Source organism: Pseudomonas sp. TMW22089 (assembly GCF_022496645.1).
Classification (GTDB): domain Bacteria; phylum Pseudomonadota; class Gammaproteobacteria; order Pseudomonadales; family Pseudomonadaceae; genus Aquipseudomonas; species Aquipseudomonas paraversuta.
Window position 1 is genome coordinate 1 of sequence record NZ_SCFG01000039.1, and the last position, 26,028, is coordinate 26,028.

General features: G+C 59.5%; 20 protein-coding genes and 2 pseudogenes. 16 read left to right on the top strand and 6 right to left on the bottom strand.

Annotated features, from left to right (window positions below):
- Both EQV90_RS21125 and EQV90_RS21130 read left to right on the top strand, forming a co-directional pair.
- On the top strand, positions 1–108 hold a 108-nt coding region (locus EQV90_RS21125), incomplete at its 5' end, for an IS3 family transposase (RefSeq protein WP_138762977.1).
- Between the two features lie 230 nt (positions 109–338).
- A complete protein-coding gene (locus EQV90_RS21130) occupies positions 339–593 on the top strand; it encodes a helix-hairpin-helix domain-containing protein (protein ID WP_240878634.1) in 255 nt (84 codons plus the stop codon).
- 17 nt (positions 594–610) lie between these two features.
- Here the strand turns inward: EQV90_RS21130 and EQV90_RS21135 are convergent, their stop codons facing one another.
- Positions 611–937, bottom strand: coding sequence for a hypothetical protein (locus EQV90_RS21135; RefSeq protein WP_240878635.1), 327 nt, complete (start codon positions 935–937; stop codon positions 611–613).
- A 126-nt stretch (positions 938–1,063) separates the two neighbouring features.
- Positions 1,064–1,279: pseudogene (locus EQV90_RS21140) on the bottom strand (integrase); the annotation flags it as partial.
- A gap of 81 nt (positions 1,280–1,360) precedes the next feature.
- Between EQV90_RS21140 and dusA the strand changes: the two are divergent.
- Complete coding sequence (dusA, locus tag EQV90_RS21145) at positions 1,361–2,371, top strand: tRNA dihydrouridine(20/20a) synthase DusA (RefSeq protein ID WP_161720197.1); 1,011 nt, start codon at positions 1,361–1,363, stop codon at positions 2,369–2,371.
- A gap of 67 nt (positions 2,372–2,438) precedes the next feature.
- On the opposite strand, the gene rssC is transcribed toward dusA, so the two are convergent.
- The 3 genes from rssC to EQV90_RS21160 all read right to left on the bottom strand — a co-directional run bounded on the left by rssC (position 2,439) and on the right by EQV90_RS21160 (position 5,134).
- Entirely contained in the window at positions 2,439–2,921 is a 483-nt protein-coding gene (gene rssC, locus EQV90_RS21150) for an anti-sigma factor antagonist RssC (RefSeq protein WP_003444714.1), read from the bottom strand.
- Positions 2,918–4,102 carry a two-component system response regulator RssB gene (rssB, locus tag EQV90_RS21155; protein WP_003444715.1) on the bottom strand — a complete coding sequence of 395 codons (1,185 nt, stop codon included), beginning with the start codon at positions 4,100–4,102 and terminating at the stop codon, positions 2,918–2,920. The genes rssC and rssB overlap by 4 nt, the downstream gene beginning before the upstream one ends.
- A gap of 342 nt (positions 4,103–4,444) precedes the next feature.
- Positions 4,445–5,134 (bottom strand): VacJ family lipoprotein, encoded by a 690-nt coding sequence (locus tag EQV90_RS21160; RefSeq protein WP_160627396.1) that lies wholly within the window; start codon positions 5,132–5,134, stop codon positions 4,445–4,447.
- 313 nt (positions 5,135–5,447) lie between these two features.
- Between EQV90_RS21160 and EQV90_RS21165 the strand changes: the two genes are divergently transcribed.
- On the top strand, positions 5,448–5,711 hold the full coding sequence (locus EQV90_RS21165) for a DUF4404 family protein (protein WP_003444719.1): 264 nt from the start codon (positions 5,448–5,450) through the stop codon (positions 5,709–5,711).
- Positions 5,712–5,783: 72 nt separating this feature from the next.
- Here the strand turns inward: EQV90_RS21165 and EQV90_RS21170 are convergent, their stop codons facing one another.
- Positions 5,784–10,640 carry an NAD-glutamate dehydrogenase gene (locus EQV90_RS21170; RefSeq protein ID WP_003444722.1) on the bottom strand — a complete coding sequence of 1,619 codons (4,857 nt, stop codon included), beginning with the start codon at positions 10,638–10,640 and terminating at the stop codon, positions 5,784–5,786.
- A gap of 514 nt (positions 10,641–11,154) precedes the next feature.
- On the opposite strand from EQV90_RS21170, the gene EQV90_RS21175 reads away from it, so the two are divergent.
- The 12 genes and pseudogenes from EQV90_RS21175 to EQV90_RS21230 form a co-directional block, all read left to right on the top strand.
- Complete coding sequence (locus EQV90_RS21175; protein WP_003444723.1) at positions 11,155–11,517, top strand: hypothetical protein; 363 nt, start codon at positions 11,155–11,157, stop codon at positions 11,515–11,517.
- A 50-nt stretch (positions 11,518–11,567) separates the two neighbouring features.
- Positions 11,568–12,317, top strand: a complete 750-nt coding sequence (locus EQV90_RS21180) for an amidohydrolase family protein (protein WP_203009424.1) — start codon at positions 11,568–11,570, stop codon at positions 12,315–12,317.
- A 32-nt stretch (positions 12,318–12,349) separates the two neighbouring features.
- Positions 12,350–13,525: an MFS transporter gene (locus tag EQV90_RS21185; RefSeq protein ID WP_240878636.1), complete on the top strand. Its 1,176-nt coding sequence runs from the start codon at positions 12,350–12,352 to the stop codon at positions 13,523–13,525.
- Between the two features lie 187 nt (positions 13,526–13,712).
- The gene (locus EQV90_RS21190; protein WP_240878637.1) at positions 13,713–14,672 is read left to right on the top strand and encodes a MoxR family ATPase; all 960 of its coding nucleotides are present in this window, start codon (positions 13,713–13,715) and stop codon (positions 14,670–14,672) included.
- A 3-nt stretch (positions 14,673–14,675) separates the two neighbouring features.
- A complete protein-coding gene (locus EQV90_RS21195) occupies positions 14,676–15,620 on the top strand; it encodes a DUF58 domain-containing protein (protein WP_240878638.1) in 945 nt (314 codons plus the stop codon).
- Positions 15,617–16,111, top strand: coding sequence for a DUF4381 domain-containing protein (locus EQV90_RS21200; protein WP_240878639.1), 495 nt, complete (start codon positions 15,617–15,619; stop codon positions 16,109–16,111). Before EQV90_RS21195 ends, EQV90_RS21200 begins: the two co-directional genes overlap by 4 nt.
- Complete coding sequence (locus EQV90_RS21205) at positions 16,104–17,180, top strand: VWA domain-containing protein (RefSeq protein ID WP_003444730.1); 1,077 nt, start codon at positions 16,104–16,106, stop codon at positions 17,178–17,180. Before EQV90_RS21200 ends, EQV90_RS21205 begins: the two co-directional genes overlap by 8 nt.
- On the top strand, positions 17,177–18,919 hold the full coding sequence (locus EQV90_RS21210; RefSeq protein WP_240878640.1) for a VWA domain-containing protein: 1,743 nt from the start codon (positions 17,177–17,179) through the stop codon (positions 18,917–18,919). Before EQV90_RS21205 ends, EQV90_RS21210 begins: the two co-directional genes overlap by 4 nt.
- The gene (locus tag EQV90_RS21215) at positions 18,916–20,550 is read left to right on the top strand and encodes a protein BatD (protein WP_161720205.1); all 1,635 of its coding nucleotides are present in this window, start codon (positions 18,916–18,918) and stop codon (positions 20,548–20,550) included. Before EQV90_RS21210 ends, EQV90_RS21215 begins: the two co-directional genes overlap by 4 nt.
- 90 nt (positions 20,551–20,640) lie before the next feature.
- Complete coding sequence (locus EQV90_RS21220) at positions 20,641–21,885, top strand: exonuclease SbcCD subunit D C-terminal domain-containing protein (RefSeq protein ID WP_240878641.1); 1,245 nt, start codon at positions 20,641–20,643, stop codon at positions 21,883–21,885.
- Positions 21,882–25,523: an AAA family ATPase gene (locus tag EQV90_RS21225; protein WP_240878642.1), complete on the top strand. Its 3,642-nt coding sequence runs from the start codon at positions 21,882–21,884 to the stop codon at positions 25,521–25,523. Before EQV90_RS21220 ends, EQV90_RS21225 begins: the two co-directional genes overlap by 4 nt.
- Positions 25,520–25,903: pseudogene (locus EQV90_RS21230) on the top strand (glutathione S-transferase N-terminal domain-containing protein); the annotation flags it as partial. The gene EQV90_RS21225 and the pseudogene EQV90_RS21230, both read left to right, overlap by 4 nt.
- Between the last annotated feature and the right edge of the window lie 125 nt (positions 25,904–26,028).

Consider the following 26,028-nt stretch of genomic DNA (forward strand, 5'->3'; position numbering starts at 1 on the left):
GATTACATCGAGATGTTTTACAACCCAAAACGACGCCACAGTTTCAACAATCAGCTGTCACCGGTAGAGTTTGAAAAGCGTTACGCAGCGAGCCTGGAGAGTGTCTAGGAAACCCGGGGCGATTCACACTCGAAAAATGACGCCAGCTCAGACTTTACATTTTTAGTCGGGCGAGGTTGATTGGCTAGCCATTGTTTTCTCCAGGCAAAAAATACCCGCGCCTGGCGGGTTAGTTGAGTTGAAAGCTATCGCTGTAGTAATGCTGCCCATCTATTGAGCTGCCCTTTCCTGTCGGGCACACTCCGGAGTCCTCATTACCCGATAACAGGAGTTTACGGATGCCATTTCCACAGACGGAACATAATGCTTTGCTGGCCCTAAAAGGCGTAGGACCGACCGTTATCGCTCGCCTAGAGCAGATGGGCATTGACTCGCTTAATTTACTCAGCAAGGCGAGTGTCGACGACATCCTGGCTCAGGCATCAGCAGCAGTTGGATCGACTTGCTGGAAGAACAGTCCCCAAGCCCGGACAGCTATTACCACTGCTGTTAGATTTGCCAAGGACTTTCATGCGAACACAGTTGATTCATAAAGCTGACTCGAACTCCCTCAATGCTTGTGGTCAGCCGTGTTGCCACTGGTGTCGATAATTGCTCCGCCACCGTTGATATCCCCCGTGACGCGTAGCCCGCGGTTGATCAGCACTTCGCCGTAAATGGTCACTTCATCGAGCGCGATCGCCCCGGACGTCACCGCCACAGCGCTATCCGTAACGGTCGCCGACGACCTTGATATCCACCAGGCCAGTCGGCAGCACAATGCTGTAACTGTGAGCCAGCGCTCGACGTGATCGCGGTTATCCGGGGCGGGCCCGGCATCGCCAAACAAGCCCGGCACAAAGGTGCCTTGTGACTCATCATCACTCGGACTGAGCAAAGTGCCCTGCTCACCGCCGTGCCTTGCCCACGATCATGGGTCGTGCTCGGAAAGGACGTGGATCATGGGCCAACCTCACCGTCCACACTGAACACCAGCGAGCCGGGCTTTTCGTCGGGCCAGTGCCATTTCCTTAACCGTGGCGCCTACACGGCTTGCCCGCTCGATCGCGCCGGGTTGATCCGGCGCGGCTTCACGCTTGCGAACCCATGCCTGGGCGGCCTGTTTTCGGGCGAAGGTCTGGCTCTCTTGGTAGACTTGCGCCCCTTCACGAATCAGGCGTATTAGAGCCGTGTTACTAATGCTGCCGTCGGTGCGTTTGCCTGCTCTGATCGTGGCCATGGTCAACTGGTACAATTCGAAATCGGGTTGGTACGTTGTACCACTCACCCCCTAAAACACGCCTAAAACACGTAGAGCAAAATGGTACAGAATTCAGCTACACCCCACGTAAACACAGGCTCTGCGGTGTCCAGACGCTTTAGCGTGGCCCCTATGATGGACTGGACCGATCGTCATTGCCGTTTCTTCCTGCGCCTGCTATCGAAAAACACCCTGCTCTACACCGAGATGGTGACCACTGGCGCGCTGCTTAACGGTGATGCCGAGCGCTTTTTACGTCACGACGAGGCTGAGCATCCGCTGGCTCTGCAGTTGGGCGGCAGTGTTCCCGCCGATCTGGCAGGCTGCGCGCGCATGGCCCAGGCCGCCGGGTATGACGAGGTGAATCTGAATGTCGGCTGCCCGAGCGATCGGGTGCAGAACAATATGATTGGCGCATGCCTGATGGCTCATCCGGCACTGGTTGCCGATTGTGTGAAGGCCATGCGTGACAGCGTTTCCATTCCGGTCACGGTCAAGCACCGCATTGGTATTAACGGACGCGATAGTTACGAGCAGCTGTGTGACTTTGTTGGCACCGTTCGGGATGCGGGTTGTACCAGTTTTACCGTGCATGCGCGTATTGCGATTCTTGAAGGGCTGTCGCCGAAAGAAAATCGCGATATTCCACCTTTGCGTTATGACATTGCCGCGCAGCTGAAAGCTGATTTCCCTGAGCTGGAGATTATTCTCAACGGCGGGATCAAGACGCTTGAACAATGCCAGGAGCATTTGCAGGTGTTTGACGGGGTGATGCTCGGGCGTGAGGCCTATCACAACCCGTACATTCTGGCTGAAGTCGATCAGCAGCTTTTTGGCAGTACCGAACCGGTGATTTCACGGGCCCAGGCCCTGGCGCTGTTGCGCCCTTATATCGCGGCGCACATTGCTGCGGGCGGGGCAATGCACCATATCACCCGGCATATCCTGGGGCTGGGCCAGGGCTTTCCCGGGGCACGGCGCTTCCGTCAGTTGCTGTCTGTGGACATCCACAAGGCCAAGGACCCACTGGCCTTGCTGGATCAAGCCGCAGAGCTGCTGGAAGGCCGCTGAATCGCAGGCAATTAAAAAGGGCCGTCCTGTACAGGACGGCCCTTTTTTATCGGTTGCCGCTCAAGGGTCAGTGACGCTCGAGTGCATTCACCAGATCATGGAACGCTTCACGGTTGGAGTCGTTGAGCCCCATCAGAATTTTGTGGGCTTCAAGCACTTTGATCCGGACCACTTCTTCAGACTGGTCCTGGGATGGCAGGTCTGTCAGGCACTCAGGGCACGGAATTGGCTTGCCGATGATGTTGAACACCTGATCGAAGCCCATCGACTGCAGAAGTCGCGTGATGTCTTCGTGGGTGGTGACAACTGTCGGCAACAGACCGATTTTCTGGCGTGACAAAATCGACAGTTTCGCCAGCAAACCCAGGGTGGTGCTGTCGATGCTGCGGGTTTCGGTGAGGTCAATGACGATGGCGTTGAAATTCAGCGCCGTGAAAATCCTCTCGATTGTCGCATCCAGTGCCGAACACAGTGTCAGGCGCACTTCACCCACAAATTTCAGGACAAATGTACCGTCCTGTTCGGCGAACTGAATTCTACCGGTACTCATTTAAGATTCCTGCTTAACACCAACAAGGCGATATCATCCGGCATCTCCCCGAGCGTAGCTAATCCAAACTCTTGGCGCAGGCCATCCAGGCTGCCGCCAGCTGCTTTTACCAGTTGTGGCAAAGCTGCCTCTTTCTCTTTGAGCGTCTGCTCGGTCAAAAGGTCCAAAATTCCGTCCGACATCAGTGTAAGACTGAAAGCTTCCGGCAACTTCAGAACATGATCTTCATAGGTCGCTTCGTTAAACAGGCCAACCGGCAGCCCTCGCCCTTCCAGGTAGCCCACGCTGTCAGGCGTGTAAAGCACCGGCAATGGCAGGTGGCCGCCAATGCTGTAAGTCAGCACACCGGTTTCTTCATCAATGACTCCGCCGACCATGGTCACGTGTTTGCCCAGCTTGCAGTTGATCAGGCCGCGGTTGATGTGCCCAAGCACCTCTGAAGGCTTGAACTCGGGCAGGGTCCCGTTGCGTTTGGACTCGAACAGCAAGCGCGTGGTCATGAACTTGAGCAGCACGGTTACAAACGCGGATGACGCACCGTGACCGGAAACGTCAGCCAGATAGAAGGCTACCCGTCGCTCATCGACCCTGAAGTAATCCACGAAATCGCCGGACAAATACAGGGAAGGAATAATTTGATGAGCAAAGTTGAAATCATCAATGGACCAGGGGCTGATGGGCAGCATGTTCATCTGCACCTGGCGCCCGGCATTCTGGTCTTCCTGCAAAAGATGCAGACTGGCTTCGAGCTCGCGGTTGGCAGACTCCAGCTTGTCGCGGTAGCGCTGGTTTTCCACCAGCAGCCGCGCGCGATCCAGCGCCCGATGTACTGAGTGCTCCAGAACGGCCAGATCTTCAAGCGGCTTGATCAGGTAGTCGGCAGCACCCAAGCGCAGCGCCTCGACCACATCGCTCATCACGCCCGCACCGGAAATCACGATCACCGGGGTTTGCGACGAGCGCTGCGCTACCTGCCGTATCAGCTCCAGGCCACTCATTTGGGGCATGCGCAAGTCACAGATCACTAAGTCTGGCTGCTCTTGCTCGAACACCTGAAGACCCTGCATGCCATTGCTGGCCTGGAGGACGCTGAAGCCGCTGTCTTCCAAGTAGGCTGCCAAACTGGCGCGTACTACTTCGTCGTCATCAATGATCAGCAGCGTGGCACTGGTTTTTTGCATGTGGGCAAATGGCGCCAGAATTGGGTTGGCGTAGGAGCTCGAACGGGTCGGGCTCAACGACTGAATTGGCTTATGAACATCCCTGATTCAAATCGATGGTATTGCTCGATCCTACAAAGGTGCCCGTGTAAGGCGCAGACGGTACTCCCATCCGCGGGGGGTTTCAAGCTCAGGCCGATGGTGGCCGCAGGTCTTCGTCAAGTTAAATTCCTGCGGGTTATAAGAACCTCGTGAACGGCAACTAAAACCAAGGTTCGAGCTCCGCCAAAAGCAACCTTCACCCCACCCCGACAATGCAAAAAACGGCCCTCAGGGCCGTTTTTTTCAGCAACAGCGCAAGAATCAAAAGTCGTCTTCAACCTGCCCGTCTTTGATCTTGAACTCGCGGTTCTGCAAATACGCATTGCGGATAAAGACGTACCTGTCACCCGTAATGAGCTTTTCAGCAGACAGCAAGCTGGCGCGGGTATCAATAACATCCATGCCGATTGCCATGTTACGGGCCGGGATATCATTCATGTAACGGTACGGTTCGGTGAAGGTGTCCGGATAAATGGCGACTGCGTCACGCACGGTGCTCGGACCCAGTACCGGCAACATCACGTAAGGACCACTAGGTACACCCCAGTACCCCAGGGTTTGCCCGAAGTCTTCAGCGTTGCGCTGCAGGCCCATTTTGGTGCCGACATCGAAGAAACCGGCCACACCGAGGGTGGTATTCATCAACAGACGGGCCGTGTCTACACCCGCAGCCTGGGGCTTGGCTTGCAATACATCGTTGGCCAGGTTGCGCACGTCGCCAATATTTCGATACATGTTATGGATGCCATCCTCCAGAAATTGCGGAGTGATGAACTGGTAGCCCTGGGCAAGGGGCTTCAAGGCATAGGTATCGAGCTTTTCGTTGAATTTGAAAATGACCCGGTTGACTCCTTCCCACGGGTCATCTTCGGTGGCGGCGTTGGCGGTGAATGGGACCATCGCAACACCGGCACAGACACATATTTGAGCAAGACGATCGGTCCAGCGCATAGCAAAGCTCCTAAAAAATACATAATACTTGGGCGCTACGCCCTGGGTCAGGCGCAGAGTATAACGGTAATTGGATTTTCGGCGCCCAAAGAAACACCTGCAACAGACTGGCCCATGCAGCAGTCGTTCCGAAAATAATTACATTTGTTATAAATTCCCGCATCTCGCCCCTCTCTGCCGGCAAAAGCCGCTATAGGGATTTTGATAGAGATCATGCATGCTTGGCCCGAGTGGATTAATCTAGAGGCCCGCTTACAGACCTTTTGTTCACGGCGAAGGTCTATACAGAGCCTATCAATAAAGGATGAATGCTATGCCTGCCGGCGATCTGCAAAAACAACTCGACTCCCTGCGCGAGCAACTTGATAAAAACCCGCCACTTTCCCTTGATGAGCGGGACGACCTCAACAAACTCGCTGAACAGATCGATGCCCAGATCAAAGTCGAAAACGCAACTCAGGACACCAGCCTGGTCGACAACGTTAATCTGGCGGTAGAACGCTTTGAGGTCGAGCACCCTACCCTGGCTGGCACCTTGCGCAATATCGTACAAACCCTGGGTAATATCGGGATCTGATTTCCCGTTACACCCCGGACACAAAAAAGCCCCGACTCAATCGAGTCGGGGCTTTTTTTATTGCTCAGGCTGTCAGAGCCCTGATTGACCACTCAACGCCAGGTCGAGCAGCTCACGGTTGGCTACCGCATACATTGCGTAGTCATTGCCGGTGGCGGCACGCAGATCCACCAGCATCGAGCGCCAGCGCTCAACCATCGAGTTGTTCTGCTCAAGCCACAATGCCAGACGCGCTTCGATTTCAGTCGGGGCATCAGCCATTTGCAGTACCGAGACGGTAATTGCACGCTGCTGCCAGTCGATATCATCACGGAACGCTTCACGGGCCAGCGCCTGCCAGTTGTTCTCTACCGGCAGGTTGCTGATTTGCTGCAGGTACCAGGTCAGATCCAGCGCACTGCCGACGGCGAAGTACGCCTTGGCCACATCCGCAGCATTCTGGCCGGTCACATCCGAAGCCTCGATGATCGGCAGCAAGGTGTACAGGTGCGTAGTACCAGCCACCATCCGCGCCAGCAACTCCGGTACACCGGCTGCGACGTAAGCCTGGTAGCGGGTCTGCCAGCCCTCGCGGGTTGCACCTTCCAGCAGTTCGTCGAGCTTGAGCCCCAACGCCGCCAAATGCGGGCCGAAATGCGCCACGTCACGTGCCGCATCCAGTTCGTTGCGACGACTGCGCAGGAACCAGCGGGTGGCACGACGACCCAGACGCATCAACTCGTCCATCAGCGCCAGCTGGATTTCGGCCGGAACCTGGTAATCCAGAGCTTCGATCTGACGGAACCAGTGCGGGAGATGGAAGATGTCGCGCACGATCACATAAGCACCCGCCACATTGGCAGCACTCATGCCGGTCGACTCTTTCAGCCGCTCGACAAAGGTAATGCCCATGTGGTTGACCAGATCGTTGGCGATCTGGGTGCTGACGATTTCACGCTTGAGGCGGTGACGACGCATGGCAGCGGCAAACTTGCTGACCAGCATCGGCGGGAACGCGGTTTCCATGTCACGGGTCAGGTAGTCGTCATCCGGTACCTGGGAGTTGAGCAAGGCTTCCTTGAGGTCGATCTTGCTGTACGAGATCAACACCGACAGCTCGGCACGGGTCAGGCCATGGCCCGCCGCTACGCGCTCGTTGAGTTGCTCTTCGGACGGCAGGAACTCAATGGCACGGTCCAGCTTGCCACGGGCTTCCAGATCGCTCATCAGACGCTTGTATTCAGCAATGCGCTCGTATGCACGGCGCGCCGCCAAAGAAATGGCCTGGGTCTGCTTGTAGTTGTTGCCCAACACCAGGCCGCCGACTTCATCAGTCATGCTGCCCAGCAGCTGATTACGCTGCTTCTCGGTCATATCGCCAGCCTGCACTACTTCGTTGAGCAGGATCTTGATATTCACTTCGTGGTCAGAGCAGTCCACACCACCGGCGTTGTCGATGAAGTCGGTATTGGAACCGCCGCCATTGAGGTTGAATTCGACACGGCCCAACTGGGTCATGCCCAGGTTGCCGCCCTCGCCCACAACCTTGCAGCGCAACTCGTTGCCGTTTACCCGCAACGCGTCGTTGGCCTTGTCGCCTACATCGGCGTGGCTTTCGCTGCTGGCTTTGACATAGGTACCGATACCGCCGTTCCACAACAGATCTACCGGCGCCTTGAGCAAGGCATTCAGCAGTTCGGTCGGGGTCAGCTTGTCGGCGGTAATTGCGAAACGCTCTTTCATCTCAGGGGAGATGGCGATGCTTTTCGCACTGCGCGAGAAGATCCCGCCGCCTGCCGACATGATGCTGGTGTCGTAATCCGACCAGGCCGAACGCGGCAGGTCGAACAGGCGCTGACGCTCGACGAAGCTATTGGCCGGCTCCGGGTTCGGATCGATGAAAATGTGCAGGTGGTTGAATGCCGCGACCAGTTGCAGCTTGTCGGACATCAACAGGCCGTTGCCGAACACGTCGCCGGCCATGTCACCGACGCCAACCACGCTGATGCTGTCTTGCTGAACGTTGATGCCACGCTCTTTAAAGTGGCGCTGCACGCCCACCCAGGCGCCTTTGGCGGTAATGCCCATTTTTTTATGGTCATAACCGGCCGAACCGCCCGAAGCAAACGCATCACCCAGCCAGAAGCCGTAATCAATGGCAATGCCGTTGGCAATGTCAGAGAAGGTCGCGGTCCCTTTGTCGGCTGCTACCACCAGGTACGGGTCATCGTCATCGTGACGGACCACGTTCAATGGCGGTACCAACGCGCCGTCCTTGAGGTTGTCAGTGATGTCCAGCAGACCGGAAATGAAGATCCGGTAGCAGGCAATCGCCTCGGCCTGGATTTCGTCGCGTCCGCCGCCCAGTGGCAGACGACGTGGCACGAAACCGCCCTTGGCGCCCACCGGCACAATGACCGAGTTCTTCACCTGTTGAGCCTTTACCAGGCCCAGTACTTCGGTACGGAAGTCTTCTTCACGGTCGGACCAGCGCAAGCCACCGCGAGCAACGTTGCCGAAACGCAGGTGAACCCCTTCAACCCGTGGCGAGTAGACGAAGATTTCAAACTTCGGCACCGGCTTTGGCAGCTCGGGAATCAGGTGCGGATTGAACTTGAAGCTGAAGTACGAACGGTTCTGGCCATTGGCATCCGGCTGGTAGAAGTTGGTCCGCAGGGTTGCTTTGATCAGGTCCAGATAGCGACGCAGGATGCGGTCTTCGTTGAGTACCTGAACGTCATCCAGCGCAGTCAGGATCGCTTGCTCCAGACGCAGCTGCTTGTCATCCAGATCTTCTGCGGTCAGCTTGCGCGCCAGATAGAAGCGGGTTTTGAACAACCGGGTCAACTCGCGGGCGATGTCGGTATGGTTGTTCAGGGTGCTGGCGATATAGCCAAGGTCGAAGCCCAGGCGAATCTGCTTCAGGTAGCGGGCGTAAGCACGCAGCAATGCCACATCACGCCACGGCAAACCGGCGGTCAGTACCAGGCGGTTGAAGGCATCGTTCTCGGCGTCACCCTTGACGATATGCACGAATGCATCCTGCAGGGTGTCGTTGAGTTGCTGGATATCCAGATTCAGGCCTTCGCCCGCGGTGAAGGCAAAATCATGGATCCAGAACTCACGACCATTGGCATGCCGCAGGCGGTACGGGAACTCGCCCAGTACGCGCAAGCCCAGGTTCTCCAGGATCGGCAACACATCAGACAACGCCAGTGGCGTATCTGCGTGATACAGCTTGCAATGCAGTTCCTGGCCGGCGCTTTGACCCAACGGCTGGTAGAAGCTCATCACCAGCGGGTTTTTCTCGCTCAAGCTCATCAGGTGCTGCATGTCGACCACGGCCGAGTGCGCGGCAAAGCGCTCGCGGTAGCCGGCCGGGAAGCCTTTCGGGAAGTCCGACAGCACCTTGGTGCCATTGGCTTCGCCGAAGCTTTCAACCACCAGGCTTGCGTAATCGTCCTGCCAGCTGCGGCAAGCCTGGACCACTTCTTTTTCCAGCATCAGCGGGTCGATATCGATCCGGTTTTTTGGATCGACCCGCAGGATCAGTTGCACGCGGGCCAGTACCGACTCGGAGAAGAAGGTCCAGAACTCGCAGTCCGAAGCTTGCAGACGCTCCATCAGCACTTGCTGGATTTTCTGCCGCACTTCGGTGGAGTACACGTCCCGTGGCACATAGGCCAGGCAGTAGCAGAAACGGCCATACGGGTCTTTGCGCAGGAACACGCGAATCTTGTTGCGCTCCTGGATTTGTACAATCGACATCACCGTGGTGAACAGTTCGTCGACCGGGGTCTGGAACAGATCGTCACGGGGCAGGACTTCCACCACCTGAGCCAGTTCCTTGCCCAGGTGAGCCTTGGGCTGGAAGCCGGAACGGCGTTCGATCTCGGCAACCTTGCGCCGGATATAAGGAATCACCCGCACGCTCTCGCCGTATACCGACGAGGTATACAGGCCCATGAAGCGGCATTCCTTGATCACCTTGCCGTCGGCATCGATTTGACGAATCGAGACATAGTCAGGGTAAGCCGGGCGATGTACGCGACTTGGGTGCGCAGCCTTGGCAAACGACAGCAGGGTCGGCTCGCGCAGGTAGCTGACGGCGTAATCTTCGATGCGCAGGTCTTCGGCAGTCAGGCCGGCCCGCAGCAGCTTGGTCAGACCGAGGAACGACTGCGGGTCATATTCGATATGACCGCCATCCGCCTCGTCACGTACCACAAACTCTTCATAGCCCAGGAAAGTGAAGTGGTTGCCCACCAGCCACTCCAGGAAGCTCTTGATTTCGGCTTTCTCGTCGGCATCGACGACGTACTGGCAGCTGTCGATACCTGCCAGCAACTCCTGGACCTTGTCTTTCATTGGCTCGAAATCAGCCACGGCGACGCGCACTTCACCCAGAACCTGTTCCAGTTCCTTGCTCAGCACATTCAATTCAGCGGCATTGGAGCAGCGATCGATTTCCAGGTACATCAGCGACTCTTGCGAGACGCCTTCGCCACTGGTGCCCTTGGGCAGAATTTCCAGCAACTCGCCTTTGCTGCCGCGGCGAACGCTCAACACCGTGGTCTGCAGGGTGTGGATGCTGTAACCGCGGCGGTTCAGCTCGGTACGTACCGAATCCACCAGAAACGGCAAATCGTGATGCAGTACTTCTACGGCGGTGTGGGTCGACTGCCAGCCATGGCGCTCGTAATCAGGGTTATAGACCCGCACTTGCGGCTGCGCCGGATCGAAGCGTTCCAGCAGACGCCAGGCCGACAGCGTACAGCCGGCCAGGTCGGACATTCGACGTTGCGTGAGTTCGTCCAGGGAAATGATGCCGAAGAATTGCTCGGCAAACAGGGCTACTTGTGGCAATGCCTGTTCACTGATGTGCTGGGCCAGAGCTGCTTGCAGTTGATGCTGGAAGTCGGCTTTGCTGGCTGCGGTGAAGAACGCCATCTGTGGTACTCCGCTTGGGCTTGTTATTGAGAGAAGCGTCGCGTGCTGTTCCCGCGTGGGGAGCTGCCAATACTGTGCAAGGGCATATCTTGGCAGTTTACCTTGAAAGCACAGCATGACAGGGTGGTGAAGCTGGCCGCGACCCAGGGGTCACATTCACGTTCCAGGATGGGTATCTGCAAAAACGACTGCCGGATGAACAGGCTGTGTTTTTAAAGATAGCTATCACCCGCGAAGCTTAACGATTGAGCCGCCCGGCCTGCTTGCGATGCGGCGACATATTCGGTCATTGGGACGCAACCTTGCGGCCTGATAATGAACAACCCTAGCATTCCAATGGGAAAAACATTCCGAAAAGCACCTGTAAATCCTTTGCCAGTCACAAAAATGACTCGTACGACGCAATCCGGACTCTTCGACACATTTTCAATCAGGCCAGCATAAATCTGTGCAGGCTGGCAAAATCAACTTTTATTCAGCCGATACATGCGCCCGCAGCGCCAGGATTCCCCCCATGCAAATCACCACCCCGCTCCTCATGGCCAACCCGTGCGACGACGAAGAAGACAACATGGCCATGCTGTGTTGCCACAGCGAACAGGGCGAAATGTTCCTGATGACCCGCTATCCGGACGAAGACGAACTGGAAATCACCTTCGGCGACGTTGACGGACCTTCGGTTCTGGAAGGGGTAAAAGCCACCCTGAGCCCTACCCGCCTGCTGATTGAAATCAGTCCGTCTGACGCTGACGCCCTCAATGGCGACGATCATATCGAGATCCTTCACAGCGCAGACCCAAGCGAGCTGGCCGAAATCGAACAAACTCTGCACAACATCCTCAAAGGCACCGGCACCTACGTCAGCGAACTGGGCTGAACCACCTGACCACAACAACTGCTTACCCCTGAAACGCAGGTAATGCCGCCATGCGCCCGATCTTCGATGCTCACTGCCATATCATCGACAGCGCCTATCCGCTGATCCCGAACAACGGCTATATGCCCGAGTTTTTCAGTGTCGATGATTACCAGGAACGTACCCGCCCCCTGGGCATCGTCGGCGGGGCCGTGGTCTCGGGATCTTTTCAGGGTTTCGATCAGACTTACCTGATCGCTGCACTGAACCGCCTGGGCCCGGGCTTCGTGGGGGTAACGCAACTGCCCGCCAGCGTCACCGATACCCAGTTGCAAACCCTGGACCGGCATGGTGTTCGCGCCTTGCGCTTCAATCTCAAGCGCGGCGGTTCCGAGCAACTGGACCAGCTCGAATCCCTGGCCAAAAGGGTGCATGACTGCGTGGGCTGGCATTCGGAGTTGTATATCGACTCGCGGGAACTGCCAGCCATTGAAACCCGGCTGCTGCGCTTGCCAGCCCTGAGCATCGATCACCTGGGGCTGAGCCATGAAGGCTTGCCCAGCCTGCTGCGCCTGGCCGGATACGGGGTTCGGGTCAAAGCCTGCGGTTTTGGCCGGGTAGATTTCGCGCTGCCCGGCGTACTGCGACAGATTCACAGCGCCAACCCCCATGCACTGATGTTTGGCAGCGACTTGCCGTCGACCCGCGCGCCCCGCCCCTTTGCAGACAGCGACATCGTCTTGTTGAGCGATGCCCTGGGTGAGGACGGCGCCGCGCGGGCCCTGTGGCACAACGCCCGGGAGTTTTATCGCTTGAGCTAAACAGGGTGTTTAGCCACTGACACGAGAACAGCATGCGTAAGGATTACCTGGCTTTTTTCATTTCGCTGTTTGTGTCGCGGCTTGCCGACCAGATCCTGTTATTTATCGTGCCGCTGATTGTGTTCCAGACCACCAATAGCGTGTCGTGGGCCGGACTGGCATTTTTTGTCGAGTCTTTGCCGCGCTATCTGGCGTTCCCGGTCTGCGGGGCACTCTGTGACAAATACCCCCCGGTACGCATCCTGCACATCAGCCAGGTCTATCGCGCGGTTGCCTGCGTCATCGCCGTAGGGCTTTACGCACTGTTCGAAGGTATTTACTGGGTGGTCATCCTGTCAGCACTGTGCGGGGTACTGACCACCCAGGGCGTCATGGCCCGGGAGGTGCTGATGCCGCACATCTTCAAGCACTACACCTACGGTAAAACCCTGTCCTACTCGCAGATCGCCGATCAGAGCGGGTTGGTCCTGGGGCCGCTGGTAGCTGCATTGCTGCTCGAAATCTGGGCCTGGCACTGGGTGGTCATGGCCGTAGCCGGACTCTTTGTCCTGGCCGATCTGGCGATGCTGTTCTGGCAACGCAATACCAGGGTCAACCTGCCAACCTTCGAACAACACCAAGACCTCTGGCTACAGCCATTGCGCATCGCCTTCAGGCATATCCGCCAATTGGCAGAGTTGCAAAAAATCATCGTCCTGGCAGTCGGCGTCAATCTGCTGATCGGTGTCACCCTGGCCACCTCCGCGGCCATGGTCATCGGCCAATATGCGGCCGGCAAGCAGACCTATGCCGGCTTGCAGGCCGCAGGCGCGCTGACGACCATTGCCATTCTGTTTTACCTGGCGCGCTCGACCCTGTCTTTGAAAGTGCTGGGCAGCCTGTCCTACTCCATGATCGCGTGTGGCGCGCTGATCACCGCCCTGAGCCCGAATATCTGGGCCTACACCCTGGGCTTCTTGCTGATTACCGGCTTCGACAAGATGTTCAACATCTACTTTCGCAGTGTTCGCCAGAAAGTCATCCCGCCACAGGATTTTGGCAAAACCGTGGGTGTGGTCAGTTTGCTCAACAACCTGTCCCAACCCTTGGCCGGACTACTGATTGCCCTGCTGGCAGGTCCCTTGGGCACCCAGACGGTCATCCTGTGGCTGACCGGTTTGACCGCCTTGATTGGCGTCACCCTGGTGACACTGGCCAGACGCCGGTAATGGCGAGGCGCAGATGAGCACTGTTCTCAACAACTCCCTGGATTTCGGATTTTTCCTTAAATATCGGATTTTTCCTTAAAAAGCTCCCCCTGCGATTAGTCCGCGACCCCTCCAATGGATTAAAGTAACGGCCCCAGCCCCGGCGTAACTCTTGCGCCGTCGGTGTCCTTTTCAGGAACAGTCAACGATGGAACATCGTGAAGCGCTGCTTGCGCTGCGAACCTTTCTCTCAACGCAGATTCTCGGTCAGGAAAAACTCATCGACCGCCTGCTGATCGCGCTGCTGGCTGACGGCCACATGCTGGTCGAGGGTGCGCCCGGCCTTGCAAAAACCAAGGCCATCAAAGAATTGGCGGAAGGGATTGAAGCGCAGTTCCATCGAATTCAGTTCACCCCCGACCTGCTCCCCGCCGACATCACCGGGACTGAAATCTATCGTCCGGAGACCGGCAGTTTCGTCTTCCAGCAAGGGCCGATTTTCCACAACCTGGTGCTGGCGGATGAAATCAATCGCGCGCCGGCCAAGGTTCAGTCGGCATTGCTCGAAGCCATGGCCGAGCGCCAGGTCAGTGTCGGGCGCAGCACCTACGAACTGTCGCCGCTGTTCCTGGTGATGGCCACGCAAAACCCGATCGAGCAGGAAGGCACCTATCCGTTGCCCGAAGCCCAGCTCGACCGCTTCCTGATGCACGTCAAAATCGGCTTCCCCGATGCGGCTGTCGAACGGCGCATCCTGCAACAGGCCCGCGGCGAAGCACTCAACGGTGAAACCAAACCCGAGCGCCGGGTCAGCCAGCAAGCCATTTTTGCTGCACGCAAGGAAATCCTCGGCCTGTACATGGCCGATGCAGTAGAGGAATACCTGGTGCAACTGGTCATGGCCACCCGTACTCCGGGCAAGTTCGACACGGAAATGGCCGACTGGATCGCCTATGGCGCAAGCCCCCGCGGCTCGATTGCCCTGGACCGCTGTGCCCGGGCGCATGCCTGGCTGGCCGGACGCGACTTCGTCAGCCCCGAAGACATTCAGGCCGTGCTGTTTGACGTTCTGCGTCACCGGATCATTTTGTCGTTCGAAGCTGAAGCCGCCGGTATCGACCAGGACCGTGTGGTGCAGCGCATCCTTGACGTCGTTGCCGTCGCCTGACCCATGAACAACCCCCTGCCCGCCGAGCCCGGCATTCGCGTCACCCTTGCCGAACTGATCGAGATGCGGCACCGGGTGCGCGAAGTACAACTGTTCGCCTCCCCTGGCCAGCGCAGCCCGATGGCGGGCCTGCACCATTCAAAATTGCGCGGCCGCGGCGTGGATTTCGATCAGGTACGGGTCTATCAGGCCGGTGACGATGTGCGCACCATCGACTGGCGCGTCACGGCTCGCACCCAGGAGCCGCACACCAAAATGTTCCATGAAGAGCGCGAACGGCCGATCTTCATTCTCGCCGAACAAAGCCGGCGGCTGTTCTTTGGCTCGGGCCTGATGTTCAAGTCGGTGCTTGCAGCCCAGGCTGCCAGTCTGATCGGCTGGGCGGCACTGGGGCACAACGACCGGGTGGGCGGACTGGTATTCGGCGATCACGAACATTACGAAATCAAACCCCGGCGCAGCAAGCAGAGCCTGCTGCAACTGCTTAACCGTCTGGTACGGGTCAACCAGTCGCTGCACACCGAAGTGCAGTCCGACCGCGATGCCCTGGGCATGGCGCTGATCCGGGCGCGGGAAGTGCTGCGCCCCGGCAGCCTGGTGATTGTGATTTGCGATGAGCGCGCGCTCACCGACGCCGCCGAGCAGCAACTGAGCCTGCTGGCCCGCCATTGCGACTTGATGCTGCTGCCACTGTCCGACCCGCTGGACCACGCCCTGCCCGCTGCCGGCCTGCTGCGCTTTGCCGAACGCGGAGCACAGCTGGAGCTGGACACCCTCAACTACGACTTGCGTCAGGCCTATCGCGCCCAGGGCGAAGCACGTATTGCGCGCTGGGAGTTGCTGGCACAAAAATTGAGCGTGATGCTGATGCCGTTGAGCACACAAAGTGAAATGATCGAGCAATTGCGTGAATACCTGAACGCCAAACGCCCCGGCAAACCATTATGAAAGACCTGGAACAGTTGCAGCCCCTGATCCAGCCGCCCGTGATCGGCTTCTGGCCGCCTGCGCCCGGCTGGTGGCTGCTGCTGATCCTCCTTGCGACCCTGGCCTGGGGCCTGTGGTGGCTACGCCGGTATCTGCCGGTCAAGCGCCAGCCGCGCAGGGCCGAGCAGCCTCTGGACCCGGTGCGGCTGGCGGCGCTTGAAGAGCTTGCAGGTTTCCCCAAACCCTACGACGGCGCACCGGCCGGAGCCTGGCTGCAACAACTCAACGGCCTGCTCAAACGCCTGTGCCGCAACCACTACCCCTACAGCCAGAGCCACACGCTCAATGGCCGAAAATGGCTGGCATTCCTCGACAACCGCTGTCCGGCGGCCGGTCTGACGCGCTGGATGGTTCTGGTTGAAGGGGCCTACAAGCCCGAATGCAAGCTTGATGACAAGGCGATTGCCGGCCTCAATCAAGCGGTTGAAACCTGGATTCGCAAACATGTTTGAGTTCGCCTGGCCCTGGCTGTTCGTCCTGTTGCCGCTGCCCTGGCTGATGCGCCTGGTGCTGCCGGCCGCCGACAGCGGCGAGGCCGCACTCAAAGTCAGTTTTCTGTCTGACCTGGAAGAGCTGGCCCGGCGCAAAGCCCGCGCAACAATGCCTTCATTGCGTCAGCAAATTCCGTTTTTGCTCTTATGGCTGCTGCTGCTGACCGCTGCCGCGCGGCCACAGTGGCTGGGTGAGCCACTGCCCATTGCCGCCAGCGGCCGGGATTTGCTGGTGGCGGTGGATGTTTCCGGCTCCATGGACTTCCCCGACATGCAATGGCACAACGAAGACATCAGTCGTCTCGATCTGGTCAAAAGCCTGCTCGGGGACTTCCTGGAAAACCGCGAAGGCGACCGCGTAGGCCTGATCCTGTTCGGCAGTCAGGCCTATCTGCAAGCGCCTTTGACCTTCGACCGCCACACCGTCCACACCTGGCTGGATGAAGCGCGAATCGGCATTGCCGGTAAAAACACCGCCATCGGCGACGCCATTGGCCTGGCCCTCAAGCGCTTGCGCCAGCGCCCGGCACAGAGTCGAGTGTTGATTCTGGTGACCGACGGGGCCAACAACGGCGGGCAGATCGACCCGCTGACTGCCGCCCGCCTTGCCGCCGAGGAAGGGGTCAGAATTTATCCGATCGGCATCGGCGCCGACCCTGCCCAAAGCAGTGCCAAGGGCATGTTCAGCATCAATCCCGGGGTGGATCTGGACGAACCGGCTCTGCAGGAAATTGCCAAAGTCACCGGCGGTCAGTACTTCCGGGCCCGCGATGGTCAGGAGCTGGCCGCCATCAAAGACACCCTCGACCGACTGGAGCCCGTCGCCCAGCAGCCGACCCAGGCCCGTCCGGTACAGGCACTTTACAGCTGGCCATTGGCCGGTGCCCTGCTGCTGAGCGTGTTGCTGGTGATACGGGAACTGTGGCCAAACAATCCACTGCAACGCTGGCTGAGCAAGGAACATTTTCTGCAACAACATCCTCACTGGCGTTCGCAGCTCAAACGTCTGCGTCTGCGGAGGCGCCGATGAGCACGCTCTGGCCCCACTGGTTCCGTCCCGAATGGCTGTTGCTCTTGCCGCTGCTGTGCTGGTTGCTGTGGAAACTCTGGCACCGACAAAAACGTGCGGGGCGCTGGCAGATGATTCTGCCGGTGGCCTTCCATCGCGTACTGCTCAGTGGCGGCAGCGGGCGTAACAGCAAACTGCCCTGGATCGCCCTGGGACTGGCCTGGCTGCTAGCCCTGCTGGCACTGCTGGGCCCAAGCTGGGAACGGGTTGAGCAATCCACCCAAAAGCCTGCCGACCCGTTGGTGGTGATGTTGCAGCTCACTCCGGAGATGCTGGCCACGGACAAAAATCCAAACCGGCTGGAGCAGGCGCGACGCAAACTCTACGACCTGTTGCAAAGCCGCAGCGATGCGCAAACGGCCGTCATTGTCTACGCCGGCAGCGCCCATACCCTGGTGCCGCTGTCCGATGACCTGTCCACCAGCCGCAACCTGCTCGAAGCGCTCAAGCCCTCCATCATGCCGCAGCCGGGCCATCGCGCCGATCTGGCGGTGGCCAAAGCCCTCAAGCTGCTGGATCAGGGGGCCCTGGGCCAGGGCCGCTTGCTGCTTATCACCTCTTCGCTCAGCGAACAGGAGCGCGAGGGCATCAGCCAGGTCTTGAAGGGCCATACCCCGCAGTTACTGATGCTCGGCATCGGCAGTCGTGAGGGTGCGCCGGTGGTTGATGAAAACGGCCAGTTTCTCAAGGACGACCAGGGCGCCATCCTCATGCCCCGTCTCGACAGCGCGGCCCTGCGGGCCTTCGCCCTCGAAGTTGACGGCCGCTACCGCCAGGCGCGCCTGGACGACAACGACTTGCGCGGCCTGGGCCTGCTCGACGGGCCCCGGCAGTTACGCAATAACGGCCAGACCCTGCAACTGGACACCTGGGCCGACCAGGGCTACTGGTTGCTGCTGCCACTGTTGCTGTTGGCAGCCTGCGCAGGCCGCCGCGGCTGGCTGCTGTGCCTGCCGTTGTTATTGATGCTGCCCCAGCCCGGTTACGCCATGAGCTTCACCGACCTGTGGCTGCGCCCCGACCAGCAAGGTCAGCGTTTACTGGAGCAGAAGAAACCGTTGCAAGCCGTCGAGCACTTCGAGGACGCGCAATGGCAAGGCGTTGCCCTGTATCAAGCGGGCGATTACGCCGCTGCGGCTCAGCGCTTTGCCGAGTCCAACACCGCCAGCGCCCACTATAATCGCGGCAATGCGCTGGCCAAGGGCGGTCAACTGGAAGCGGCCATCGACGCCTATGAACAAGCTCTGGAGTTGCAACCGGACTTGCAGGTAGCGGCACAGAACAAAGCCCTGATCGAAAAAGTGCTCGAACAAAAAAACGCCGAGGCCACTCCGCCGGCCGACAACAAACCCGAGACTGACTCAGAACCGGAACCGGTGCCTGCCATCAGCACCCGTAACAGCAGCGCCTCGGGTGACAGCGCGCAGCAGCAGGAAAACAGTTCGGCCACCGAGCCGGATGCTGCGGTAAACAACAACGATTCCCCGGAACCGCCTCCGCCAGCCAGCAATTCAGAGCCCGGCAGCGAATCCACCGACGATACGACCACCCGCCCCCCGGCGCCGACGTCAGACCACCTGGACGAGGAGCATCGCCAGGCACTGGAACAATGGCTCAGACAGATTCCCGACAACCCCAGCGAATTGTTGCGACGGAAATTTTGGTACGAACAGCAGCAACATCAGGACTCGCCCCAATGAACCGCATTTGCGCCTTGCTTCTCCTGCTCTGCTGCTGGACCGTGCCGGCCCATGCGCTCGGGCTGGTTGCCAGTGTTGATCGCAATCAACTCAACTCCGGCGAAACCGTCGAGCTGACCCTTCAATCAAACGACGCCACCCTGTTCGGCAAACCGGATCTGACACCGCTCCAGGCCCTGTTCGATGTCCGGGGTACGCGCCAGGTCAACCAACTGACCGACCTCAGCGAAGACAACAAGGCCAACACCCGCTGGATCATCACCTTGCAGCCCAAAAGCACCGGCACCGTGATTATTCCGTCGCTGCAGGTCGGTGCCTACCACAGCCTGCCCATCAGCCTGACGGTCACTCAAAGCATCCGCAGCGACAACGAGCTGGCGCCGGTATTTATCGAAGCCGTCCTCGACCAGCCAAGCGTCTACGTACAGGCCCAGGCAATACTGACCCTGCGCATCTACCACTCGGTTGCCCTGTACGACGACAGCAGCCTGACCCCCTTGCACCTGACAGACGCCATTGTCGAGCAACTGGGCGAGTCGCGGACCTACGAGAAATTGATCAATGGGGTACGCCACGGCGTGATTGAACTGCGCTACGGCATTTACCCGCAGAAAAGCGGCGAGCTGATCATCCCGGCCCAGACGTTCAGCGCTACCCAGGTTGACAGCCAGCAAGCCGCCGCCCCTGCCCCGCTGGGCCCCAAGCCTGGAAAAATGGTGCATGTGAGCACAGCCGACATCCCGCTGACGGTCAAACCCAAACCTGCGGACTATCCGGCCAACTCGCCCTGGCTGCCAGCACGCAGCCTTAGCGTCAGTGAGTCGTGGAACCCCGAGCCGGATCACTGCCAGGTCGGCGAATCATTGACCCGTACCCTCACCCTCAAGGCTGAAGGTCTGTCCAGCGCCCAGCTGCCGCCCCTGCCCGCCACCGATGTAAACGGATTGCGCCGCTACCCGGACCTGCCGCAACTGAGCAATCAGATCACCGAAAACGGCCTGGTGGGCAGCCGTGAAGAACGCGAGGCTCTGGTCCCCTCCCGGGTCGGCCAGGTTGAATTGCCTGCCGTCGAAGTGGTCTGGTGGAACACCCATGAAGACAGCCTGGAACGTAGTTACCTGCCTGCACGGACCTTACAGGTCGCGGCCAACCCGAATCTGGCGCTGGATACACCGGTCAGCACCCTGCCTGCGGCAATGAATGACGACTCCACATTGTGGCTCTGGCAACTGAGCACCTTTATCCTCGCCTGCACCACCCTCGCAGGTTTCGGCCTGTGGTGGCGCGCGCGCTGGCAGCCGGCCATTTTACGGGCCGCGCAAACCGGTCCCAGCCCCCGCACCCTGCTCGATGATCTCAAGCGTGCCTGCCTTGCCAACGACCCGCAGGCCACCCGCCAGGCACTCGATGCCTGGGCCCGGCAACAGCCGGAAACCCTGGCCGAAATGGCCGCGCGGTTTGTACTGCTGTCCGATGCCCTGGATGGTCTCAATGGCGCGCTCTACAGCGAAACCGGTCAGCACTGGCAGGGTGAAGAACTGTGGAAGGCCATTCGCAGCATTCCTGCCGCCGAACGTGAGCACGATGCGGGCAGCGAGCCGAGCAGCCTGCCACCGCTCTACCCCAAATAATTTCCAGCCGGCCCCGCGCCCGTGTGTGTACCGGGGCCGGTTTTGCGTCCAGCCTGCGCTGGACGAAGCCCATTTTTTACGGACTCTGTCATGCGCCTGTTTCACACTTCCGACTGGCACCTGGGGCAAAACCTCCATGGCCAGGAACGCGACTTCGAACACGCTTGCTTTCTGAGCTGGCTATTGAGCCAACTGGCCGACCAGCAACCGGACGTGCTGCTGATTGCCGGTGACATCTTCGACACCGTCAACCCGCCGGTCAAAGCCCAGGAACGGCTCTACGACTTTATCGTCAGCGCCCATGAGCAACAGCCCGGCCTGACCATCGTGATGATTGCCGGCAACCACGACTCCGGATCCCGGATTGAGCTGCCGGCGCCCTTGATGCGCCGCCTGCGGGCCCATGCCCTGGGCCGGGTGCTGTGGCTCGACGACGGGCGGCTGGACGCAGAACGCCTGCTGATCCCGCTCCCGGATGCCTCTGGCGAAATTGCCGGCTGGTGCCTGGCGCTGCCGTTTCTGCGGCCCGCCGAAGTCACCGGCGCCCATCTGGGGGATGACTACCTGCGCGGCATCGGCCAGGTCCATGAATGGCTGATCGCCGCCGCCAACGCCCGGCGCAAGCCAGGCCAGGCCCTGATCGCCATCAGCCATGCGCATATGGCCGGCGGTTCAGTCTCGCAAGACTCCGAGCGCAGCCTGATCATCGGCAACGCCGAAGCCCTGCCCGCCAGCCTGTTCGGCCCCAGCATCAGCTATGTCGCCCTGGGGCATTTGCATAAACCCCAGCGAGTGAATGGTGAAGAACGCATTCGCTACTGCGGATCTCCAATTCCGTTGTCATTCTCGGAAATCGGCTACCAACATCAAATCCTCGATGTGCAACTGGATGGCGAAACCCTGGTCAGTGTCGAACCGCGCCTGATCCCGCGGGCCGTCAACCTGCAGCGCATTGGCCCGGCCCCCTTGGCGCAAGTCCTTGAGCAACTGGCCGAACTGCCAGACATCGACTTGCTGGCCGATCCCCAGCGTCAGCCCTGGCTCGAAGTACGGGTCAAACTTGACGAGCCGCAACCCGATCTGCGCCAGCAAATTGAAACCGCGCTGCAGGGAAAATCGGTTCGCCTGGTGCGCATCGCTGCCGAGTACGCCGGCAGTGGTCGGCGCACCGACGAGGATGACGCCAATGGCCTGATCGAACTCGATCAACTGACTCCCCGGGAACTGTTCAGCCGCGCCTGGCAGGAAAATTACGGCAGTGAAGCCGACGAGCAAACCCTCAACGACTTCGCGCTGTTGCTGCAAGAAGTACAGCTGGAAGGTGAACAACCATGAAAATCCTGGCCATTCGCCTGAAGAACCTCGCCTCGCTGGCCGGCCCCTTTGAGCTGGACTTCACCGCCGAGCCCCTGGCCAGTGCCGGACTGTTTGCCATAACCGGCCCCACCGGGGCCGGCAAAAGTACCTTGCTCGACGCATTGTGCCTGGCACTGTTTGGTGCCGTTCCGCGCCTGAGCAACACCGGGCGCGATGCCAAGGTGCCGGATGCCGATGGCGAAGTGGCCACCGGCGACCCTCGTACCCTGCTGCGTCGCGGCACCGGTGAAGGCTATGCCGAAGTCGACTTTGTCGGCATCGACGGCCGCCGTTACCGGGCCCGCTGGGAAGCCAACCGCGCCCGTGAGAAAGCCGCCGGCAAACTGCAGGCCAGCCGCCAAAGCCTGCGCGACCTCGACAGCGACCAACTGCTGGCCAGCCAGAAAGGCGATTACAAAGTGCAGCTCGAAGCGCGTCTGGGGCTCAACTTCGAGCAGTTCACCCGCGCCGTGATGCTGGCCCAGAGCGAGTTCAGCGCCTTTCTCAAAGCCGATGACAACGAGCGCAGCGAACTGCTGGAAAAACTCACCGACACCGCGCTCTACACCCGCCTGGGTAAACGGGCCTTCGACAAGGCCAAAGAAGCCCGGGACAACCACAAGCAGTTGCTGGACCAGGCCGTTGGTGTGACCCCCTTGACCCCTGAAGCCCGCGTCGAACTGGACCAGCAGTACGACGAAGCCCGGCAACAGCTGAAAAACCGGCAGAGCCAGCTCAAGCAGCTGGAGCAACAGCACAGCTGGCTTAAAACCCTGCGCGAGCTGCAAGAGCAACAACAGAGTGCCGCCGAGCAACTGCAACAGGCGCAAACCCTGTGGCAGAGCCAGGCCGACCAGCGCCAGACCCTCAACCTGCTGGAGCAATTGGCACCGCAACGCCATCAATTTGCCCGACTGGCCGAGCTTGAGGCACAGCTCAGCCCGCTGGCCGCACACATTGCTGCTCACCTGCAGCAACAAACCGCACTCAGCCAGCGCCAGGGGCAACTGCAACAAGCGCTACAAACAGCGCAACTGGAGGCCACCCAGGCTCAGGCCCGACAACGCGAGTGCGCACCCCGGGTGCAGCAGGCACATTTGGCCCAGGCCAACCTCAGTCGCCTGACGCAAGCCCTCGACGCCCAGCAAGTCCTCATGCAGCAAGCGCAACAAGCCTGTGACGAGGGCCAGCAAGGGCTGGCCCGGATGATCGAGCACCAGCAACAAGGTGCCGGGCGCATTGAGCACATCACCCGGCAACTGGAGCAAAGCGCTGAACTGACGCCATTGGCCAATGCCTGGGACGCCTATCGCCCGCGCCTGCAGCAACTGGTTCGCCTGAGCAACAACCTCGGCACCGGTAATAAAGAACTGCCCGCCCTTGAACAACGGGCGCAGCTGGCGGCGCAACAACTCAACGAATTGCGCAACACTCTGGAAATACTGTTCCAGGAGGCCGAAGCCGAGCCGCAGGCCGTCAATGAGCAAATCCAGACCCTGGGCAGCCTGCTCTCCGACAACCATCAGCAACAACGCGCGTTCGAAGACTTGCAGCGCCTGTGCAGCAGCCAGCTTGCACTGGAGGCCCGCTTGCAGGGGTTACAACTCAAGCTGCAGACCCTGCAGACCGAACGCGAACAGCTGATCGAACAAGGCACCGCGACCAAGAAACAATTCGAGTCGGCCGAGCAGGCCCTGCTGGTCACCCAACAGCTACTGGAACGCCAGCGACTGGCTCGCAGCGCCAGCGTCGAAGAACTGCGCGCCCGGCTGCAGGATGACCAGCCGTGTCCGGTTTGCGGCAGTCATGAGCACCCCTATCACCAGCCAGAAGTACTGTTGCAGAGCCTTTCACGCTTTGACGAGGAAGAGGAGGCCCGCGCCCGCAAGGTGGTCGACGGCCTTAAAGAAACCTTGATTCAGTTGCGCGAAAAAGTCGGCGGGGTGAACGCCCAGCACCGCGAGTTCCTCCAGCAACATCAGCACATCCTCGACGAACAACAGGCCCTGGCTCCCGGCCTTGAGGCGCATCCGCTGTATCCGCAATGGCTGGCACAAGATCCGGCCAGGCGTGAGCAGTGGCTGACCCAGCGCCTGGGCCAGTTGCAACACAGCATCAACCAGGATCAACAGCGCCAGAACACCCTGCTGGCCCTGCAAAAAGAAGCCGCACAATTACAGCAGCAAGTGCAGCGCAGTACCGAGGCCAGCCAGATGGCCGCGCAACAGCTGGCCGAGCAACGCCTGCACCTGCAAGCCGACAAGCAGCGCCTTGGCGATGAGCTGGCGGAATTCGCCGGCCTGTTGCCCGAGGCGACTCTCGCAGCGCTGCGCGATAATCCGTCAGCCTGTTTTATGGCGCTTGACCAGCAAGTGGCCGATCGACTGGCGCAACTCGAGCAACTGCGCGATGAACAATCGGAGCAGGCGCAACGGGCGAGCCAAATCGAGCGGGCGCAGTATCAGCAAGCCAATATCACTAAAGAGCTCGAAACCCTGCAACGCAGCGTGCTCGAACTGACCGCGCAACAGCAGTCGGGCCAGCAGGCCCTCCATGAGCTACTGGGCGATTACAGCAGTGCGCAACTATGGCAACACAGCCTGGAACAGGCAGTGGAACAGGCCCGTGTGGCCCAGACCGAAGCAGAGCAGGCCGTGCAGACCTGCGCCAACCAGTTGCTGCAACTGACCGCCGAGCTCAAGGCGCAACAGCAACACCAGCACGCACTGCAACAGGAACACAGCACCCTCAGTGCTCAGGTTGCGCAATGGCGTGCGCAGCACAGCGAACTGGATGACAGCCGTTTGCAACAGTTGCTGAGCATTGACGAAGCGCAATTGCGTCAGTTGCGCCTGCAACTGCAGAACAGCGAGAAGGCCGTAGAGCAAGCCCGCGTTCTGTTGCAGGAGCGCGACCAACGTCTGAATCAGCATCAGGCCCAGGCCAACGGCAACCTTGACGCCCAGGCACTGGACAGCGCCCTGAATGAGCTGCACGGCCTGATCAACACCAGCGAACAGCAATCTGCGGAGTTACGTGCCCGGCAAGCCGAAGACCAGTGCCGCCAGGAGGCCAACCAGGCACTGGCGCAACGCATCAGCCAGGCCTATGACGAATGGCAGCGCTGGGCACGGCTCAATGCCCTGATCGGTTCCGCCACCGGCGACACCTTCCGCAAAATCGCTCAGGCCTACAACCTCGATTTGCTGGTGCACCACGCCAATGCACAGCTGCGCCAACTGGTGCGCCGCTATCGCCTCAAACGCGGCGGCAGCATGCTCGGCCTGCTGGTAATGGATACCGAAATGGGCGACGAACTGCGTTCAGTCCACTCGTTGTCCGGCGGTGAGACCTTCCTGGTGTCACTGGCTCTGGCCCTGGGTCTGGCGTCAATGGCGTCCAGCACGCTGAAAATCGAATCACTGTTTATCGACGAAGGCTTCGGCAGTCTCGATCCCGAGTCGCTGCAACTGGCAATGGATGCCCTCGATGGGCTGCAGGCCCAGGGCCGCAAAGTCGGAGTAATTTCCCATGTCCAGGAAATGCACGAGCGCATCCCCGTGCAAATTCAAGTGCGCCGTCAAGGCAACGGCCTGAGCACCGTGGAGGTCAAATGACCATGCTCTATTCCTTCCGTCGCTGCCCCTATGCCATGCGGGCGCGCATGGCCTTGCACTACAGCGGCGTACCGGTGTCGATTGTGGAAGTCAGCCTCAAGGCCAAACCTGCCGAAATGCTGGCAGCCTCGCCAAAAGGCACAGTACCGGTACTGGTGTGCGCCGATGGCAGGGTCATCGAACAAAGCCTGGACATCATGCACTGGGCACTTGAGCAGCATGATCCGGAGCATTGGCGACAAGGGGCCTGGGGGGAGCTGATTGAAGAAAACGACAGCCGCTTCAAGGCCAGTCTGGATCGTTACAAATACGCCAACCGATATCCCGAATACCCGATGGAGTATTACCGGGGCCAGGGGGAAGCCTTTTTACAACGCCTTGTCCCGTCCTGAATAAGGTTTACACCTTCTGATCTATTTTCAGGAGGGCGTAATGGAGACAAGTAAAAGGCGTAGTCAGCGAGACTACACGCTGACCTTTAAATTGTCGGTCGTCGACCAAGTCG